This is a genomic window from Pseudomonas putida, from assembly GCF_001976065.1.
In the GTDB taxonomy this organism is placed as follows: Bacteria; Pseudomonadota; Gammaproteobacteria; order Pseudomonadales; family Pseudomonadaceae; genus Aquipseudomonas; species Aquipseudomonas serbica.
In genome coordinates this window covers 688,242-702,112 of the sequence record NZ_MNAH01000003.1, presented here as the reverse complement: position 1 = coordinate 702,112, position 13,871 = coordinate 688,242, and the positions used below count along the sequence as shown (strand labels likewise).

At 60.1% G+C, this 13,871-nt stretch carries 16 protein-coding genes; 9 read left to right on the top strand and 7 right to left on the bottom strand.

Going from position 1 to position 13,871, the window contains the following annotated elements; all coding sequences use genetic code 11:
* The first annotated feature begins 72 nt into the window (after positions 1-72).
* A complete protein-coding gene (locus BKX96_RS14450) occupies positions 73-1,425 on the top strand; it encodes a GntP family permease (RefSeq protein WP_046816580.1) in 1,353 nt (450 codons plus the stop codon).
* A 90-nt stretch (positions 1,426-1,515) separates the two neighbouring features.
* Here BKX96_RS14450 and alaC read toward each other — a convergent pair whose 3' ends face one another.
* The gene (gene alaC / locus BKX96_RS14445) at positions 1,516-2,733 is read right to left on the bottom strand and encodes an alanine transaminase (RefSeq protein ID WP_046816581.1); all 1,218 of its coding nucleotides are present in this window, start codon (positions 2,731-2,733) and stop codon (positions 1,516-1,518) included.
* Positions 2,734-2,872: 139 nt separating this feature from the next.
* Here alaC and BKX96_RS14440 point away from each other — a divergent pair, with 139 nt between their 5' ends.
* From BKX96_RS14440 to BKX96_RS14430, 3 genes are all read left to right on the top strand, one after another.
* Complete coding sequence (locus tag BKX96_RS14440) at positions 2,873-3,535, top strand: LysE family translocator (RefSeq protein WP_077184357.1); 663 nt, start codon at positions 2,873-2,875, stop codon at positions 3,533-3,535.
* A 68-nt stretch (positions 3,536-3,603) separates the two neighbouring features.
* Positions 3,604-4,089, top strand: coding sequence for a GyrI-like domain-containing protein (locus BKX96_RS14435; protein ID WP_077184354.1), 486 nt, complete (start codon positions 3,604-3,606; stop codon positions 4,087-4,089).
* Between the two features lie 98 nt (positions 4,090-4,187).
* Positions 4,188-4,676, top strand: a complete 489-nt coding sequence (locus BKX96_RS14430; RefSeq protein WP_046816584.1) for a GNAT family N-acetyltransferase — start codon at positions 4,188-4,190, stop codon at positions 4,674-4,676.
* 36 nt (positions 4,677-4,712) lie between these two features.
* On the opposite strand, the gene BKX96_RS14425 is transcribed toward BKX96_RS14430, so the two are convergent.
* On the bottom strand, positions 4,713-5,198 hold the full coding sequence (locus BKX96_RS14425; RefSeq protein ID WP_046816585.1) for a GNAT family N-acetyltransferase: 486 nt from the start codon (positions 5,196-5,198) through the stop codon (positions 4,713-4,715).
* Positions 5,199-5,338: 140 nt separating this feature from the next.
* On the opposite strand from BKX96_RS14425, the gene BKX96_RS14420 reads away from it, so the two are divergent.
* The 3 genes from BKX96_RS14420 to BKX96_RS14410 all read left to right on the top strand — a co-directional run bounded on the left by BKX96_RS14420 (position 5,339) and on the right by BKX96_RS14410 (position 7,413).
* Positions 5,339-5,764 (top strand): YybH family protein, encoded by a 426-nt coding sequence (locus BKX96_RS14420; RefSeq protein WP_046816586.1) that lies wholly within the window; start codon positions 5,339-5,341, stop codon positions 5,762-5,764.
* A 67-nt stretch (positions 5,765-5,831) separates the two neighbouring features.
* Positions 5,832-6,176: a YciI family protein gene (locus BKX96_RS14415; RefSeq protein WP_046816587.1), complete on the top strand. Its 345-nt coding sequence runs from the start codon at positions 5,832-5,834 to the stop codon at positions 6,174-6,176.
* Position 6,177: 1 nt separating this feature from the next.
* Positions 6,178-7,413 (top strand): RNA polymerase sigma factor, encoded by a 1,236-nt coding sequence (locus tag BKX96_RS14410; protein ID WP_046816588.1) that lies wholly within the window; start codon positions 6,178-6,180, stop codon positions 7,411-7,413.
* A 112-nt stretch (positions 7,414-7,525) separates the two neighbouring features.
* Here BKX96_RS14410 and BKX96_RS14405 read toward each other — a convergent pair whose 3' ends face one another.
* The gene (locus BKX96_RS14405; protein WP_077184351.1) at positions 7,526-8,380 is read right to left on the bottom strand and encodes a LysR family transcriptional regulator; all 855 of its coding nucleotides are present in this window, start codon (positions 8,378-8,380) and stop codon (positions 7,526-7,528) included.
* Between the two features lie 88 nt (positions 8,381-8,468).
* Here BKX96_RS14405 and BKX96_RS14400 point away from each other — a divergent pair, with 88 nt between their 5' ends.
* Positions 8,469-8,915, top strand: a complete 447-nt coding sequence (locus BKX96_RS14400) for a multidrug/biocide efflux PACE transporter (RefSeq protein WP_077184348.1) — start codon at positions 8,469-8,471, stop codon at positions 8,913-8,915.
* Here the strand turns inward: BKX96_RS14400 and BKX96_RS14395 are convergent.
* The 3 genes from BKX96_RS14395 to BKX96_RS14385 all read right to left on the bottom strand — a co-directional run bounded on the left by BKX96_RS14395 (position 8,899) and on the right by BKX96_RS14385 (position 12,260).
* Complete coding sequence (locus BKX96_RS14395; RefSeq protein ID WP_077184345.1) at positions 8,899-10,512, bottom strand: inorganic phosphate transporter; 1,614 nt, start codon at positions 10,510-10,512, stop codon at positions 8,899-8,901. The two genes, BKX96_RS14400 and BKX96_RS14395, sit on opposite strands and share 17 nt — an antisense overlap.
* Positions 10,513-10,735: 223 nt before the next feature.
* Positions 10,736-11,044 (bottom strand): PepSY domain-containing protein, encoded by a 309-nt coding sequence (locus BKX96_RS14390; protein WP_046816592.1) that lies wholly within the window; start codon positions 11,042-11,044, stop codon positions 10,736-10,738.
* 88 nt (positions 11,045-11,132) lie between these two features.
* Positions 11,133-12,260 (bottom strand): glycerophosphodiester phosphodiesterase, encoded by a 1,128-nt coding sequence (locus tag BKX96_RS14385; protein ID WP_077184342.1) that lies wholly within the window; start codon positions 12,258-12,260, stop codon positions 11,133-11,135.
* A gap of 220 nt (positions 12,261-12,480) precedes the next feature.
* Between BKX96_RS14385 and BKX96_RS14380 the strand changes: the two genes are divergently transcribed.
* Positions 12,481-12,807: a DUF2025 family protein gene (locus BKX96_RS14380; protein WP_046816594.1), complete on the top strand. Its 327-nt coding sequence runs from the start codon at positions 12,481-12,483 to the stop codon at positions 12,805-12,807.
* Positions 12,808-13,051: 244 nt separating this feature from the next.
* Here BKX96_RS14380 and BKX96_RS14375 read toward each other — a convergent pair whose 3' ends face one another.
* Positions 13,052-13,663, bottom strand: a complete 612-nt coding sequence (locus tag BKX96_RS14375) for a TetR/AcrR family transcriptional regulator (RefSeq protein ID WP_077184338.1) — start codon at positions 13,661-13,663, stop codon at positions 13,052-13,054.
* Positions 13,664-13,871 lie beyond the last annotated feature (208 nt).

The following is a 13,871-nucleotide window of genomic DNA, read 5'->3' as shown; positions in this document are numbered from 1 at the left end:
CAAAGACAGCGCTGTCCGCGCGACTACTGATTAACCCGCTTTAATAACAACAACAACCAGGAGACACCCCTAATGTTTGGCATGTCCCACGAGACGTTCCTTCTGCTCGACGCAGTGGTCACGGTGATCGGGCTTATCGTCCTGATCACCAAGTTCAAGTTGCACCCCTTTCTGGCCCTGATCATCGCCGCCGCCTTCCTCGGGCTGACCTCCGGCATGCCGATCGGCACCATCATCAAGGCGTTCCAGGACGGCTTTGGCGGCGTGCTCGGTTTCGTCGGCATCATCCTCGCGCTGGGGACCATGCTCGGCAAAATGATGGCTGAGTCGGGCGGGGCGGACCAGATCGCCCAGACCTTGATCCGCGCCTTCGGCAAGGACAAGGTGCAGTGGGCAATGATGTTTGCGGCCTTCCTGGTCGGTATCCCGTTGTTCTTCGAAATCGGCTTCGTGCTCCTGATTCCGCTGGTGTTCATCGTCGCCCGTCGCACTGGCGTGTCGATCATCAAGATCGGTATCCCGCTGCTGGCCGGACTCTCCGCCGTCCACGGCCTGGTGCCGCCGCACCCGGGTCCGTTGCTGGCCATCGGCGTGTTCGGTGCCGACATCGGTAAAACCATTCTGTACGGCCTGATCGTTGCGCTGCCGACGGCCATCATCGCGGGCCCTATCTACGGTACCTTCATTGCCAAGCACATTCCTGGTCATCCGAACCAGGAGCTGGTGGATCAACTGGCCCGCGAAACCGATACGGCTGAACTGCCGAGCTTCGGCATCACCCTGGTGACCGTGCTGCTGCCGGTGTTCCTGATGCTGCTCAAGACGTTTGCCGACGTGGTGCTGCCCGACGGCAACATCTTCCGCGCCTTCATGGACCTGATCGGTCACCCGATTTCGGCGTTGCTGCTGGCATTGCTGCTGTCTCTGTATACCTTCGGCTACAAGCAGGGCATCGGTTCCAGCCAAATGATGAAATGGCTGGATGCGAGCCTCGCACCAACCGCCGCAATCATTCTGATCATCGGTGCCGGTGGTGGCTTCAAGCAGATGCTGGTGACCAGTGGTGTGGGTGACGTGATCGGCCACATGGCGGTCAATGCGCAGATCTCGCCGATCCTGCTGGCCTGGCTGGTGGCGGCGGTGATCCGCATCGCGACCGGTTCGGCGACCGTGGCAACCATTACCGGCGCGGGCATCGTGGTGCCGGTGGTGGGGATGATTCCGGGGGTCAACCGTGAGCTGCTGGTGCTGGCCACCGGTGCAGGTTCCCTGATTCTGTCCCACGTCAACGACGCCGGTTTCTGGCTGGTCAAGCAGTACTTCAACATGACCGTGGCCGAAACCTTCAAGACCTGGACGGCGATGGAAACCATCCTGTCGGTGGTGGGCCTGGGCTTTATCCTGTTGTTGTCGCTGTTCGTCTAAGCGATTCGCCAGGCACAAAAAAACCGCAGCGATGCGGTTTTTTTGTGGGTGATGATCTCAGGATGAACGAGATCCAGTATGGGTTTTGTTTCAGGCGTTGGTTTTCGGGGCTAACCCATCCGCCCGGAACATCCCGCGAATCCCGCGTACCGCCTGACGAATCCGGTCCTGGTTTTCGATCAGGGCGAAGCGCACGTGATCATCGCCGTACTCGCCAAACCCGACGCCCGGTGAGACGCAAACCTTGGCTTCGGCCAGCAGTTTCTTGGCGAACTCCAGCGAACCCAGGTGCGCGTAAGCCTCGGGAATCTTGGCCCAGACGTACATCGACGCTTTCGGGTTTTCCACCATCCAGCCCAGTTCATGCAGGCCTTTGACCAGTACGTTGCGGCGCTGCCGATACTGTTCGGCGATGTCGAGCACACATTGCTGATCGCCTTCCAGCGCGGCAATGGCCGCCACTTGCAGCGGGGTGAAGGTGCCGTAGTCGTGGTAACTCTTGATCCGCGCCAGGGCGTTGACCAGTTCCGGGTTGCCGACCATGAAGCCGATGCGCCAGCCTGCCATGTTGTAGCTCTTGGACAGGGTGAAAAACTCCACCGCGATGTCCTTGGCGCCGGGCACCTGCATGATCGACGGGGCTTTCCAGCCGTCGTAGACGATGTCGGCGTAGGCCAGGTCGTGCACCACCAGCACGTCGTACTGCTTGGCGAGGGCGATCACCCGCTCGAAGAAGTCGAGCTCCACGCACTGGGCGGTGGGGTTGGACGGGAAACCGAGGATCATCATCTTCGGTTTCGGGATCGAGCCGCGGATGGCCCGTTCCAGTTCAGCGAAAAAGTCCACGCCCGGCACCAGCGGCACCGAGCGCACCTGGGCGCCGGCAATCACGGCACCGTAGATGTGGATCGGGTAGCTCGGGTTGGGCACCAGCACGGTGTCGCCCTGGTCGAGGGTGGCCAGCATCAGGTGCGCCAGGCCTTCCTTGGAACCGATGGTGACGATGGCTTCGCTTTCCGGGTCGATGTCGACCGCGTAGCGATCCTTGTACCAGTTGGAAATCGCCCGGCGCAGGCGCGGAATGCCCTTGGACGTGGAGTAGCCATGGGTGTCTTCGCGCTGGGCGACAGTGACCAGTTTTTCGACGATGTGCGGCGGCGTGGCGCCGTCAGGGTTACCCATGCTCAAGTCGATGATGTCTTCGCCACGACGACGGGCGGCCATCTTCAGCTCGGCAGTGATGTTGAAAACGTAGGGGGGGAGTCGATCTATGCGCGCAAAGCGGCGCGGCGAACCTTGTTCGGCCATTGTTGCCTCGGATAACGTAAGCGCCCGGAACCGTCCGAGCGACGCTGGCCACTGCGGTGGCCTGTGGCGGAATGTACGATCTGGCGTGGCAGAATGTCCAGCCTCAAGGTAAACAAAATTTTGTGAAGGAAAGGGTTCGATGGAATTTACCAGTGGCTTCCTGTTAAGCCTGTCGCTGTGCCTGGACATCGGCGTGGCCAACATCGCAATGATCACCTTGGCCATGCAGCGCGGCTATTTTCAAGGCTTTGCCCTGGGCTTGGGCACCTGCGTCGGCGACCTGATCTACGCGGTGCTGGCGCTGGCCGGCATGACCGTGTTGTTGCAATACGAAACCGTGCGTTGGGTGTTGTGGATCGGTGGTTCGGCGTTGCTGGTGTATTTTGCGGCGAAGATGATTTACTCGGCGATCCACCATGAGGCGCTGTTGGCCGAAACCGCCGAGGTCGGCCACAACTCCCATCGCAAGGAGTTTTTCCGTGGGATTTTTCTCGCCATGTCGTCGCCCAGTGCCATTCTCTGGTTCGCCGCGGTAGGCGGCACGCTGATCGCCCGTTCCGGCGGCGGTGGAGCGCTCAGCTCGGCATTGTTTCTCGGTGGATTCCTTTGCGCCGGGCTGCTGTGGTCCGCAGGCCTGTGTTTCGCGGCAAGCCACGGGGGCAAGTTGCTCGGCGACAAGTTGCTGCGCTATTCCTACCTGGCATCAGCGGCGATCTTCTGTTATTTCGCAGTGTACGTGATCCTATCGGGCTACAACGAGTTTGTCGGTTCCGGTGCCGCCCCGCCGTTGCACACCCTGTAACTGGGCGAATCGGGTTTGGCTTCTATACTCCCAGCCGAACCCACTTTTTACCTTCCAGGAGTCGAGTCATGGACGAGAAAACACGCGTCGAAGTGACGGAACCACGCTTCGAACACGGGCACTTCCTGCTGATTGCAGGGCTTGGCGAACAATTTACCCAGCAAACCGTGACAGGCATTCCCGAGCTATGGGAAAAATTCATTCCCCATATCGGCAATGTTCCTGGGCAAAAAGGCGAAGTGACCTACGGCGTCTGCTGCAATTTCGACGGCAAGGGCGGCTTTGATTACATTGCAGGCGTCGAGATCAGCAAGCTGGATGATTTGCCGGATACCTACCGCTGGGTCGAGGTCCTGCCGCAGCAATATGTGGTGTTCGAACACAAAGGTTCGCTGGACACCCTGCCGCAAACCTTCCAGTACATCCATGGCACCTGGCTGCCGCAGTCCGGCCGCGAGCTGTTGAACGCCCCGGAATTCGAACGCTACAGCGAAGACTTCAACCCCAAGCTCAATACCGGCACGCTGGAACTCTGGTTGCCGATCAAGGTGTGACCAGTACATCGAGAGACGGGTCAGCCGATTCGTCTCTCGATGTCGCGCCGAGGCTGATTTATCATCCACGGCCTTTCCCTCGCCGATTCCGAGCCGTCATGAACACCCTCATCCGTAATGTCACGCCTGCTGACCTGGACCGCTGCTACGCCATCGAAACCCTTGCCTATGAAGGTGACGAAGCCGCGACCCGGGAGAAAATCGCCACTCGCATCGCCACCTGGCCCGAAGGTTTCATCGTCGCGCAAGTGGACGACGTGGTTGCCGGTTTCATCAATTCCGGCGCGGCGTTCCAGGTGGAAATGTCCGACGAGGCGTTCAAGGAACTCATCGGCCACGACCCGGCCGGACCCCACGTGGTGATCATGTCGGTGGTCGTGCACCCGGATTATCAGGGCCTGGGCCTGGCGAAGCGCCTGATGGGCGAGTTCATCGAGCGCATGCGCACGATGGGCAAGGCCAGCATCAACCTGATGTGCAAGGAGCGGCATATTCCGTTGTACGCAGGCTTTGGCTTCGCCTACGTCAAGCCATCGGCGTCGGATCATGGCGGGATGGCCTGGCACGAAATGACCCTGAACCTCTGAACCCGACGCAGATCCCACATTGGATTGTCGTCAGACTCAGAATCTCAGGCTCATCCGCCGCTCATAGCCGATCCGCCCCTTGTACGCTTCGCCACTGTCGACAAAACCATACCTGGCATACAGCGCAATGGCAGTGTCGTTGTCGGCATCCACCGACAATTCCAGCCCCCTGATTTCCGGCCACGCCAGGCGCGCCACTTCGGGTAGCGCTTGCAGGCAGGCCTTGCCATACCCTTTGCCCTGGGCGCGCTGATCGACCTGCAACGCATGCAGCGTGGCGCTGTGCTCGTCAGCCCAGGCGGGCAATACCGGTGGGCGCTTGAGCAGCAGGAATGCGACAGGCATGTCTTCGGCCAGCAAGGTAAACCCTTTGACGCCGGGGCCCGGCCTGGATAGCAGGGTGTGCAATGCACCGTGAATGTCGCCGCAAAACCTGATTTGTTCCGGGTGTACTTCGATGGCCTCGACCTGTTGGCGCTGCAACGCGTTCAGGCTTTCGTAAGGCACGAGTCGGGTTGTCACTGGAGTGTCCTTTTTCCAACCGAAATGAGCCTCGGATTCTAGCGAGTTTGCGCTTGTGGATTATTTTTATTTCGACTGTCGATCTGGCGGATCGTCGGACGACTAAGGGTGTCTTCCAGTAAAAACCACGGAGAACCACGATGAGCGCTACCCACGAAATCCAGACCCTGATCGCCACCTACCGTGAGGCTGTCATCTCCAAGGACGTCGACAGAATCATGGCCCTTTACGCCGACAACATTGTCTCCTACGACGCCGTCAAAGCCCTGCAATTTCGCGGCAAGGCAGCCTACCGCGCGCATTGGCTCGAATGCATGGAAATGTGCCAGGGCCAACACAAGTTTGACTTCGAACATATGAACATCGTCGCCGATGAACACATCGCTTTCGCCCATTGGCTGGCCCATTGCGGCGGCACCAACGAGAAGGGCGAAACCCAGGCCTGCTGGATGCGCGTAACCGCCTGCTATCGGCGCGAGGCCGGGCAATGGCGCATCGTCCACGAACACTGGTCGGCGCCATTCGACATGATGAGCGGCACGACCTTGTTCAACCTGGAACCCTGATCGTCGGCAAGCCGTGCGAAACGGCCGATCTGCGACCATAGTTGATCCGTTCAATCGGGAGAGCGCGATGAAGTATTTATGCCTGGTCTACAGCGATGAGCGCCTGCTGCATTCGCTGCCGGAAAGCCCCAAGGACGAGGAATGCATGGCCTATGCCGAGTCGATCCAGGGCAGTGGCCGGATGGTTGCCGCCGAAGCGCTGGAGTCGGTGCAGACCGCCACCACGGTGCGCATGCGCAACGGCAAGTTGTCGATCACCGACGGCCCATTCGCCGAAACCAAGGAGCAGTTGGCCGGCTTCTACCTGATCGATGCCAAGGACCTCAACGAAGCCCTGCAGGTCGCCGGGAACATCCCGGCGGCGCGGGTCGGCAGTGTCGAAGTGCGTCCCGTTCGGCAGTTGAATCCTTAAGATGCCGGGGCTGTCGGCACAGGCCAGGGTCGAGCAGGTTTATCGCCAGGAGTCGCGACGTATCCTGGCGACCCTGATTCGCCTGCTCGGCGATTTCGACCTCGCCGAAGAGGCCTTGCACGAAGCGTTTTTCGTCGCGGTGCAACGCTGGCAGCAGGACGGCGTGCCGGACAATCCGCGTGCCTGGCTGGTATCCACGGGGCGCTTCAAGGCCATCGATGTGCTGCGCCGGCGTGCGCGCTTCAATGCTTCGCGGCCCTTGTTACAGGCGCAACTCGAGGCGTTGGAGCAAGCCGACTGGAGCGACGAAGACGTGGAGGACGATCGCCTGCGGCTGATCTTCACTTGCTGTCACCCGGCATTGGCGGCGGACGCCCAGGTGCCGTTGACGCTGCGCGAAGTCTGCGACCTGACCACGGAAGAAATCGCCCGGGCCTTTCTCTCGGCACCCGCCACCATCGCCCAGCGCATCGTGCGCGCCAAGGCGAAGATCCGTGACGCGAAAATTCCCTATCAGGTGCCATCCCATGCCGAACTGCCCGAGCGCCTCGACAGCGTGCTGCGGGTGATTTACCTGGTATTCAACGAAGGCTATTCGGCGTCCGTCGGGGCACAAGTGACCCGCGAAGACTTGACCCGCGAAGCGATTCGCCTGGGGCGTTTGTTGATGGAGTTGCTGCCTGAGCCGGAGGTCATGGGCTTGCTGGCCTTGATGTTGTTGCACGAGTCCCGGCGCGTGGCCAGGACCTGCGCGGACGGCGACTTGATTCTGCTGGATGACCAGGACCGCACGCTGTGGGACGCGCAGATGATCACCGAAGGTTGTGCCTTGGTGGAGCGCGCATTGGGCACCCGACGATTCGGCCCGTATTGCCTGCAAGCGGCAATTGCCGCGGTGCATGCCGAAGCGCCGTCGATCGAGGCAACCGACTGGGTGCAGATCGTCGGGCTGTATGACGTGTTGCTGCGGGCCTGGCCGTCGCCGGTGATCGAATTGAACCGGGCGGCGGCGATCTCCAGGCGCGATGGCCCGTTGGCAGGGCTTACCCTGGTCGAGGCGATTCTGGCGCGGGGTGATCTGCTCGATTACCACCTGGCGCATTCGGCGCGGGCGGAGTTCTGCCGGCAGTTGGGCAGGGTGGAGCAGGCGCGGGCCGCCTATGGGCGGGCGCTGGAGTTGACGCAGCAGGAGCCGGAGCGGCGGTTTATCGAGGCTCGGTTGCAGGCGTTGGAGTGATGTGAATTTTGCTGGCCCCTTCGCGAGCAAGCCCGCTCCCACAGGGAATGGCGTGCACCACAAACCCCTTGTGGGGGTGAGCCTGCTCGCAAAGAGGTCAGAAGCCACACCCCTATTCCAGCATTTTGCCCAGCAACCAGCTCCCAGCCGGCCCCGGCGGATGCAAGCGTGACCACAAGGCATCCACCGACACCGTTTTCGGCCAGCCACGCACCTCCAATTCCTGCAACGCCCCCGCGCCAAAACGCCCAACCAGCCAGCGTGGCAGCGGCGCCCAGCCGAATCCTCCCTGGGCCATTTCCAACAGCATCAGGTAACTGGGTGCCGACCAGACCCGTCCCTTGGCACGGCTTTCGTAGGGGTTGACGATGGTCGCCAGGCGCAGCTCGCGATGCTGTTGCAGTGTGTCCTGGTCAATATTTTCCTGCTTGGCCAGCGGATGCTGGCGGGACACGAACAGGGCGAATTCCGTGCGTTCGTCCACGGTCGAGCTGACCAGGTCCGGCGGATAGCTCTCCTGCATTTCAGCGAAGGCGATGTTGGCCCGACCGCTTTGCACCAGTGCGACCAGGTCGTCGCATTCGGCAATCAGGCATTCGAGTTCCAGGTCGGGATAACGCCGCTCGAATGCATTGAGTGCCACTTCAAAGCGATCGGACTGATAAGTGTCGGAAAGCGCCACGGTGAGCTTCGCCTCGACGCCCTGGGACAGTTGGCTGGCGGTCATTTCCAGGCGACTGGTGGCGGCCAGGATCTCTTCGGCCCGTTGCAACATGACGTGCCCGGCGGGGGTCAGGCTGGGCTTGCGGCTGCTGCGGTCGAACAGTGTCAGGTTCAGATCGATTTCCAGGCTGGCCACCGCGGCACTGATGGTCGACTGACTACGGCCCAATTTGCGCGCCGCGGCGGAAAACGAGCCTTGGGTCGCAGCCTGGACGAACGCCTGCAGCACTTCCTGAGATGCCATGAACTATCGCCTTGATCGATGGTTATTGGTTATGAAGTATCGGTCTGAGGTTGGATGATGGCAACCATCGTTACCAGGGAGTCAGGCCATGAGCGCCAATAAATCCATTACCGAACGTATTTTCCAGGCCATCGGGTTCGAACTGCTGGCCATCCTGATCTGTACGCCGTTACTGGCCTGGATCATGGACAAACCGATGCTGGAGATGGGCGCTGTCACGGTGGTCATTGCCGTGTTGGCCCTGGCATGGAACGTGGTTTTCAACGGCCTGTTCGACCGCGTGCTCAAGCGTTTCGCCATTGCCCACAACGCCTGGGTCCGCGTGGTGCACGCGCTGTTGTTCGAAGGCGGACTGGTCGCCCTCGGCGTACCCTTGATTGCCTGGTGGCTGAATATCAGCCTGTGGCAGGCGTTCCTGCTGGATATCGGCGTGCTGCTGTTTTTCCTGCCGTACACCTATGTTTACCACTGGGTGTATGACGTGGTGCGCGAGCGGATGGTCGTTCGCTCTACCTTATTCAGAACAATTGGGTGAACAGCCAGTACAAACTGCCCGACAACACTATCGCCGCCGGCAAGGTCAGTACCCAGGCCATCAGCAGGTTGCGGATGGTCTTCATCTGCAAGCCGCCGCCATTGGCAACCATGGTCCCTGCCACTCCTGACGACAGCACGTGGGTGGTCGAGACCGGCAAGCCGAACATGTCGGCGGCACCGATGGTCAGCATGGCCACGGTCTCCGCCGAGGCACCTTGGGCGTAAGTCAGGTGGGACTTGCCGATTTTCTCGCCCACGGTCACCACGATGCGCTTCCAGCCGACCATGGTGCCCAGGCCCAGCGCTATCGCTACAGCGATCTTCACCCACAACGGGATGAAGCGCGTGGCGTTGTCGATCTGCTGCTTGAACAACTGCAATTTGCCGGTGGTATCGGCGTCGAAGTTACCGACCTTGTTCTTGTCCATCAGGCGAATGGTCTCGCTGGTCAGGTACATGTCGTTGCGCACGTTGCCCATGGCTTGCGCCGGGACTTTGGACAGCGAACCATAACCCTTCACTTCGTTGCCGATGTTGCCGGTCAGTGCCGCAAGGGCAGGGATCAGTTGCGGCGTGACTTCCTTGCTGCGCACGTAATCGGAGAGGATCGGTCGCGGGTCGGCCGGTGCCGGCAGCGGTGCACGCTTGACCAGCGCCTGCTGGGTCACTTCGGCCACGGCGGCAAACTGCAACGCCTGATCCGCGGGCATGGTGCGGTTCAGCGCATAGGCCATCGGCAAGGTCCCGACCAGAATCAGCATGATCAGCCCCATGCCTTTCTGACCGTCATTGGAGCCGTGGGCGAAGGACACGCCGGTGCAGGTCAGGATCAACAGGCTGCGAATCCACCACGGCGGCGCCATATTGCCCTTGGGCTCCTTGTACAGCGCGCGATTCTTGACGAAGGCACGCAGGGCCAGGAGCAACAATGCGGCGCAGCCGAAGCCGACCAGTGGCGAGAGCAGCAGGGCGTAACCGACCTTGGTCGCCTGCGCCCAGTCCACACCGCTGGTGCCGTCACGCCCGTGCATCAGGGCATTGGCTACGCCGACTCCGATGATCGAGCCGATCAGGGTGTGCGATGACGAGGCCGGCAGGCCCAGCCACCAGGTGCCGAGGTTCCACAGGATTGCGGCGATCAGCAGGGCGAAAATCATCGCAAAACCCGCCGATGAACCGACTTGCAGAATCAACTCGACCGGCAACAGCGCGATGATGCCGAACGCCACCGCACCACTGGACAGCAACACCCCGAGGAAGTTGAAGAACCCGGACCAGACCACCGCGAAATTCGGTGGCAGCGAATGTGTATAGATCACTGTGGCGACGGCGTTGGCGGTGTCGTGGAAACCGTTGACGAACTCGAAGCCCAAGGCAATCAGCAAGGCCACGCCCAGGAGTATGAACGGCGTCCAAGTGGTCACCACGGTGCCAAGCTCGTTCACGTCGTGCATCAGGCTATAGGCGGTGAACAGCAGCCCGAGGCTCAGTACTGTGAAAAACACCACCAGAGTGTACGCGCCGGGTTTTTTGTCCAATTGCGGTTTGACGCTGATGGCGGGCGCCGGGGCGGCGGTGAAAGAGGGAGTGGCCATGCCGGACATTCCTGAGGGGAAAGGAGTGTCGCCCATGATCGATGCGAAATATTACAGAGAAACTGCGCTGGATCAGGTTTTGTTTTTTTTGCGGTGACCACCGATCGAAAAATCCACGCGCCTACTAATCCTGGCGCTTGGGAAACGCCCAACGACCTGCCATGCCACCCAGACGCAGAAAAGCCGCACGATGTTGCCATCGTGCGGCTTTTCTCCGGGTGTATCAGTCGTCTTGCTTGTTCTTCAGGACTTCACCGGTGGCGGCATTCAGGTCCACGTCCCATTCAACATTCTTGGCGTCGCGCAGTTCGACTTCGTACTCGTAGATGTCGGAGTGCTTGTCCAGGTCGCTGTCGGTAATCGTCGCGCCGGGGTGCAACTTCAGCACGATCTGGTTCAGCTCTTCCAGCGGCTTGATCTTGCCATCCTTGGCCAGCTGAGGGATCTGGTCGACGGGCACGTCTTTGGCCTGGGCCAGGCCCGCGGTGAGGGTCAGGGCGGCAGCAGTGAACAGAGCGGTCAGGGTTTTCATGAGGTTCTTTCCTTGGGTGAGCTGTCTAAGTGGGATCAGATTAATTGTGGCAACTTAATTCACGCTTAAATTCCCTTGAATCGAACAATCAATACCCATTATTGCGCAGCACCTGCGCCACACTCACCGGCGCCGGACGCTTGTAGAACTTCAGCAATTCGCTGGCACGGTTGGTGAAAATGCCATCGACGCCTGCCTCCATGACCTTCTGGTAATCCACCGCCTCATCAATGGTGTACGCGTGCACCAGCAGACCTTGATCGTGGGTGTACTGATTCATCCACGGTTGCACCAGGTCGGCGTAGCTCTGATCGCCACCCTGGGTCAGCGCGGCGGACGGTCCGGTGCCGATTGCGCCCTGGGTCTTGGCGTAGTCGACCCAGCGCTGGAACTCGGCTTTATCCTTGGGTTGTTGTTTGGCGTAGTAAGCGGCTTTGTCCTTGGCGCCGGACTCGGCAAAGCTCACGGTCGATTGTGGCTCGATGTTGCCTTCGCCGACCCACAACAGCAGGATCTTCGGTACCTGTGGCATTTCCTTTTGCAGCAATTCGAGGCTGCTCTTGTCGAAGGTTTGCAGCACCACCTTGCCTTTGCCCTGGCCGACGCGCAGTTCGCTTTTGGCCAGTTTCGACCCCGCCGGGCTCAGCCAGCCTCGATCCTGGAGTTTTTCCTTGAGGTCATGCTCGATACCGGGAAACTGCTTGGGCTCCTTGGTTTCGATGTAGAGGCCAGGCTTGTGCAGCGGATTGCCCTGGGCGATGTCGATGATTTCATCGAGGGTGAGGATTTTCAGGCCGGCAAACGCAGGCTGCGCGCGATCGGGGTAGGCCGCGTTGAACCAGCTGCCGGCATCCAGGGTTTTCAGTTCGGCCATGGTGAAGGCATTGGCGGGGCTGTCCTTGCGCTCGGGGAACTTGCTGGCGACATCGGTGGTGCGTTGCAGGTTATTGTCGTGCAGAGCGAACAGCACGCCATCCTTGCTGCGCTGCAGGTCCAGCTCCAGGTAATCGGCACCCACGTCGCGTGCCAGTCTGTAGGCGGCGGCGGTGGATTCCGGGGCATCGAAAGACGCGCCACGGTGAGCGATCACCGCCGGGTGTGGAATGCCCACACGGGTGGCCAGCGCGGCGGGGCCGGGCTCGCTGGCGGCCTGGGCCTGGCCGAGGCCAAGCAGCAAACTCAGGAGCAGGGCGCTTTGGGTGAAGGTGGCCGGCATGGTCGAGATCCTTTCGTGACAGGTTTCAAAGAGTCTCTTTTAACAACTGAGCGATGCCAGCGCTATCACGAGACCGACATAAACGTGTTGAAAGCTGATGCGGGTCAGCGCTTTTGTGCGCTTGTCTGCATTATTCTTGGCCCAGGCAAATTCCCCGGCAGAGGGAAAACCATTCGCTGGCCACGCGTGTAAACCATCGATCATTTATTGTGAGGTTTGCGTGCGCATCACTTCCCAGCTCATCTGCCAGGCCGCTGACCAACTCAACGGCTTCGTTGGCCTCAATCGCAAGACCGGCCACTACATCGTTCGCTTCAGCGAGGACGCCTTCGGCATGGACGTGGCTGACGACGGCATCATTCCCTCCAGCGAATTCGTCTGGGCTGCCGGCCCTGAGCAAACCATGACCCTCAAGCGCGAGTTGATTCAGCTGTTACTGGATCAGAACATCGACGACCGAATCAACATTACTGAACCGCTGCGGGTATACATGGACAGGCGGGAAGTGCCGGAGATTTCGGCGGTGAGGCGTTTGGTGCGAGGTTGATGGTCGTGCGGTGATGCACCGGCCTCTTCGCAGTGTAGGCGTCGGCTGCCTCAGGCTTTTCAGGTCTTTGGCCCGTCAATTTTTGCATCCATCCGGCAGGTCGTCCCATAAACACCTCGATCAAGGTGTTGCGACGACCGGTTGAATTCGCCCTATAGCCTCGGTGCGGGTTTCATTCTGAAACACATTTTCACCGTGCACATCAGAGCGACCAATCCTTCGACGCCGCCGTCGAGATTGTCGTTTATTGCACCTGATAGCAGGCCAGGAACATGTCCAGCGCCGACTCCACCACGGTACTTTGCATCTCGATCGACAAAGCCGGCAGCCCCATGGAAATCTGCGGCCAGAAGGCAAAGGATTTGAGCATGCCATGCAACTGTTGCGCGGCAAATTCCGGGGCGACCGCTTTCAAGCGACCATCGGCCTGGGCGGCACGAATCCACAGGGTCAGGTTTTCTTCACGCTCACCCATCCGGGCCACCATGCTTTGTGCGCGCTCGGGGGAGTGGATGGTGGCAGCGATAGCCACCCGCGCCAGATCGAGCAGGTTCTCATCGCTCAACATCTGCAGCTTTACCGTCAGCAGGTGCCGCATCTGGTCACGCAAGGGCAGGTCCGGACGGTAAGGCGCTTCCTGTTCCGCCGTTACCCGGACCCATAGTTGATTGAGAATTTCGGCGAACAATTCTTCCTTGCTGGGGAAGTGGTTGTACACCGTGCGCTTCGACACACCGGCGGTGGCAGCAATCCTGTCCATGCTGGTGATGTCGAATCCATTGGCACGAAATTCGACAATCGCCGCCTGAATGATCGCTTCGCGTTTACGGTCGGTGAGGCGCTGTGGAGCTGTCATAAATACGCTTCGGCAAGAAGAAAGGAAAATTACACTTGGTAGTTTACTTGTGATCGGCTTTGCTGCAACCTTGAAACTACACTGTGCAGTGTAATGTTTTGTTAATCCTGCCCGGTAAAACTAGAGTGCTCGGCTGATGCGTGCGTGTCTCGGCCATTTATCGTCACTGGACGGAGAATCGTGAAGCGGTTTTCCCGGAGTCTTGCCC

Bases quoted from the DNA above. Each gene is read 5' to 3' on its own strand.
- BKX96_RS14450 (WP_046816580.1), top strand. From the start codon at position 73: ATGTTTGGCATGTCCCACGAGACGTTCCTTCTGCTCGACGCAGTGGTC.
- alaC (WP_046816581.1), bottom strand. From the start codon at position 2,733: ATGGCCGAACAAGGTTCGCCGCGCCGCTTTGCGCGCATAGATCGACTC.
- BKX96_RS14440 (WP_077184357.1), top strand. From the start codon at position 2,873: ATGGAATTTACCAGTGGCTTCCTGTTAAGCCTGTCGCTGTGCCTGGAC.
- BKX96_RS14435 (WP_077184354.1), top strand. From the start codon at position 3,604: ATGGACGAGAAAACACGCGTCGAAGTGACGGAACCACGCTTCGAACAC.
- BKX96_RS14430 (WP_046816584.1), top strand. From the start codon at position 4,188: ATGAACACCCTCATCCGTAATGTCACGCCTGCTGACCTGGACCGCTGC.
- BKX96_RS14420 (WP_046816586.1), top strand. From the start codon at position 5,339: ATGAGCGCTACCCACGAAATCCAGACCCTGATCGCCACCTACCGTGAG.
- BKX96_RS14415 (WP_046816587.1), top strand. From the start codon at position 5,832: ATGAAGTATTTATGCCTGGTCTACAGCGATGAGCGCCTGCTGCATTCG.
- BKX96_RS14410 (WP_046816588.1), top strand. From the start codon at position 6,178: ATGCCGGGGCTGTCGGCACAGGCCAGGGTCGAGCAGGTTTATCGCCAG.
- BKX96_RS14405 (WP_077184351.1), bottom strand. From the start codon at position 8,380: ATGGCATCTCAGGAAGTGCTGCAGGCGTTCGTCCAGGCTGCGACCCAA.
- BKX96_RS14400 (WP_077184348.1), top strand. From the start codon at position 8,469: ATGAGCGCCAATAAATCCATTACCGAACGTATTTTCCAGGCCATCGGG.
- BKX96_RS14395 (WP_077184345.1), bottom strand. From the start codon at position 10,512: ATGGCCACTCCCTCTTTCACCGCCGCCCCGGCGCCCGCCATCAGCGTC.
- BKX96_RS14390 (WP_046816592.1), bottom strand. From the start codon at position 11,044: ATGAAAACCCTGACCGCTCTGTTCACTGCTGCCGCCCTGACCCTCACC.
- BKX96_RS14385 (WP_077184342.1), bottom strand. From the start codon at position 12,260: ATGCCGGCCACCTTCACCCAAAGCGCCCTGCTCCTGAGTTTGCTGCTT.
- BKX96_RS14375 (WP_077184338.1), bottom strand. From the start codon at position 13,663: ATGACAGCTCCACAGCGCCTCACCGACCGTAAACGCGAAGCGATCATT.